The sequence below is a fragment of the Sphingopyxis sp. genome, assembly GCF_036402335.1.
In the GTDB taxonomy this organism is placed as follows: Bacteria; Pseudomonadota; Alphaproteobacteria; order Sphingomonadales; family Sphingomonadaceae; genus Sphingopyxis.
Window position 1 is genome coordinate 1 of sequence record NZ_DASWTD010000518.1, and the last position, 2,725, is coordinate 2,725.

At 64.5% G+C, this 2,725-nt stretch carries 4 protein-coding genes; 2 read left to right on the plus strand and 2 right to left on the minus strand.

Annotation, left to right across the window (positions count from 1 at the left end; translation table 11 throughout):
* Together VGD20_RS16850 and VGD20_RS16855 are read right to left on the minus strand one after the other, a co-directional pair.
* A partial coding sequence (locus VGD20_RS16850; protein WP_331135539.1) for a DUF2846 domain-containing protein occupies window positions 1–538 on the minus strand: 538 nt, incomplete at its 3' end.
* 26 nt (window positions 539–564) lie between these two features.
* Window positions 565–1,206 carry a carbonic anhydrase gene (locus VGD20_RS16855; protein WP_331135540.1) on the minus strand — a complete coding sequence of 214 codons (642 nt, stop codon included), beginning with the start codon at window positions 1,204–1,206 and terminating at the stop codon, window positions 565–567.
* A 62-nt stretch (window positions 1,207–1,268) separates the two neighbouring features.
* Between VGD20_RS16855 and lipA the strand changes: the two genes are divergently transcribed.
* Together lipA and VGD20_RS16865 are read left to right on the plus strand one after the other, a co-directional pair.
* The gene (lipA, locus tag VGD20_RS16860; RefSeq protein ID WP_331135541.1) at window positions 1,269–2,216 is read left to right on the plus strand and encodes a lipoyl synthase; all 948 of its coding nucleotides are present in this window, start codon (window positions 1,269–1,271) and stop codon (window positions 2,214–2,216) included.
* 7 nt (window positions 2,217–2,223) lie between these two features.
* Window positions 2,224–2,664, plus strand: coding sequence for a type II toxin-antitoxin system RatA family toxin (locus tag VGD20_RS16865; RefSeq protein WP_331135542.1), 441 nt, complete (start codon window positions 2,224–2,226; stop codon window positions 2,662–2,664).
* Window positions 2,665–2,725: the final 61 nt, after the last annotated feature.

The window sequence follows — 2,725 nt, forward strand, 5'->3', positions numbered from 1 at the left end:
GGACATCTTCGCGCGCCTTCGCGGCATCTAGGCGCGTCAGTTTTACGCCGCCCTTCAGCGCCCCCATTTCGATCATCGCGTCGATCACGACCACGCCGCCTGCCCCGACATCGATTTCCAGTTCCGCCGGGCGCGCGAGCTTGGCCTTTGCCGTCGCGACATGCAGATGATGCGTCCCCGGTGCGACGTCGGCCATCAGCATCTGGCCCGACTTGATCTGACCTTTCGCGGAACCGTCGAGCGTCACATCCATGCCCTGCAGCGCCGCGACGAAGCCGCGGCGCGTGACATAGATGCGCGCCTTGCCTTCGGGCGCCTGCATCGTCCGGGCGTCGGCGGTTGCGGCGGTATCGCCCCTGGCACCGCCCTTGTTGCTCGACAGCGCCCAGAAGCAGAAAATGACGATGCCGCCGATCAGCAGGACCGAGAGGATCAGCAGGGTGCCGGGCGACATGCTCCGCGCGAGGGCCGGCCCCATCATCGCACCGAAAATGGCCGCGACGAAAATGAGGGTCAGCCACATTGCATTCTTGCTCATCTCGCTCTCCTGTTCGGGCGGCCCTGTCAGGCGGCCGGGTGAAACTCTCCTGTCGCGTCGTCCAGCAGGTGCAGCACACCGTCGCTGATCGCGAAAAAGGCGCCGCGCAGTTTCAATGTGCCGCGCCGGACCTTTTCCTGAATGCAGGGAAAAGTCATCAGATTGTCAAGGCTTACCCGGACAGCCGCAAGTTCCATCGCACGGCCCGCTTCGCGGTTATCGATGCTCGCATGTTCGCTGCGTACGCGTTCGCTCGCATCGTCGAGCATCGCGATCCAGTCGGCGATGAAGCCGCCCCGCCCCGGCTCTGCGCCCGCCATCGAACGGTGCAGCGCGGCGTGGCAGCCGCCGCACATGCCGTGGCCCATCACGACGATTTCCTCGACCTTCAGGAACTGGACCGCGAATTCGAGTGCCGCCGAGACGCCGTGACGTCCGGGCGTCGTCTCGAACGGCGGCACCAGCGCAGCAACGTTGCGGACGACGAAGATTTCGCCCGGATTCGTGTCGAAAATCTGCGATGGTTCGGACCGGCTGTCCGAGCAGGCGATCACCATCACCTTGGGCGATTGACCCTCGGCAAGCTGCCCCCAGCGTTCGCGTTGCTGCGCCCAACCGCCGTTACGGAAACGCCGGTAGCCCTCGATCATGTCTGTAAAGTGAGTCATGGAGGCGCCTTAGCATAGGTAGAGAGGTTGAGAAGAGCGACGTGCACGACTATGTGGGCCAAATGAACGCTCCCGCATCGCCCGCCCCGCAGCCAGCCGCCACTCCCAGCCAGCGCGCGCGCAAGCCCGACTGGATCCGCGTAAAGGCGCCGACCAGCCCCGGTTATGCCGAAACGCGCAAGCTGATGCGCGAGCTGGGCCTGCATACGGTGTGCGAGGAAGCCGCCTGCCCCAATATCGGCGAATGCTGGACGAAAAAGCATGCGACCGTGATGATCCTTGGCGACACCTGCACGCGCGCCTGCGCCTTCTGCAACGTCAAGACCGGGATGCCGCGCCCCGTCGACCTGCTTGAGCCCGAACATACCGCGATCGCCGCGGCGAAGATGGGGCTCAGCCACATCGTCATCACCTCGGTCGACCGCGATGACCTGCCCGACGGCGGTGCGAGCCAGTTCGTGAAGGTGATCCAGGCGCTGCGCCGCGAAACACCGCAGACAACGATCGAAATCCTGACGCCGGATTTCCGCAACAAGCCCGAAAGCGCGGTCGCGGCGATCGTCGATGCGCGGCCCGACGTCTATAACCATAATCTCGAAACCGTGCCGCGGCTCTATCCGACGATCCGCCCGGGTGCGCGCTATTATGCGTCGCTGCGCCTGCTCGAAAGCGTCAAGCGTCGCGATCCGTCGATCTTCACCAAATCGGGCGTGATGCTCGGCCTTGGTGAGGAGCGGATGGAGGTCCATCAGGTGATGGACGACATGCGCAGTGCCGACATCGATTTCATGACGATGGGGCAGTATCTCCAGCCGACGCCGAAGCACGCGAAGGTCATCGACTTCGTGACGCCACAGGCGTTCGACGCCTATGCGCAGATCGCGCGCGCCAAGGGTTTCCTTCAGGTCGCCTCGTCGCCGCTGACCCGGTCGAGCTATCACGCCGGCGACGATTTCGAGCGCATGCGCGCGGCCCGCGAGGCGCAACTGGCGCGCGTCAAGGCGGACTGACGGACCTTTGCCGAGGCATCACGAAACCCGCGTCCTGCCGTATAGCGACGAGCAGATGTTTGCGCTCGTCACCGATATCGAGCGCTACCCCGAATTCCTGCCGTGGGTGATCGCGCTGCGCGTCCGCAGCCACGACGACCGCGAGACGGTCGCCGACATGATCGTCGGCTTCAAGGGGCTGCGCGAGAGCTTTTCGTGCCGCGTCCACAAGCAGCGTCCGCATGAGGTCATCGTCAGCTATATCGACGGACCGATGAAGCATCTGAACAACGAATGGCATTTCCGGCCGGCCGAGGGCGGCGGATGCCGCGTCGATTTCCTCGTCGACTTCTCGTTCCGCAGCCGCGTGTTCGAAACGCTGGCGGGGCAGATGTTCGACAAGGCGCTGCGCAAGATGATCGCGGCGTTCGAGGCGCGCGCCGACGAACTTTACGGCGCCAAGGTCTAAGCTGGGACAGCGGCGGCTAACGACCGGAAGCTGCCGATAGGGATGTGCACCCCGGCGAAAG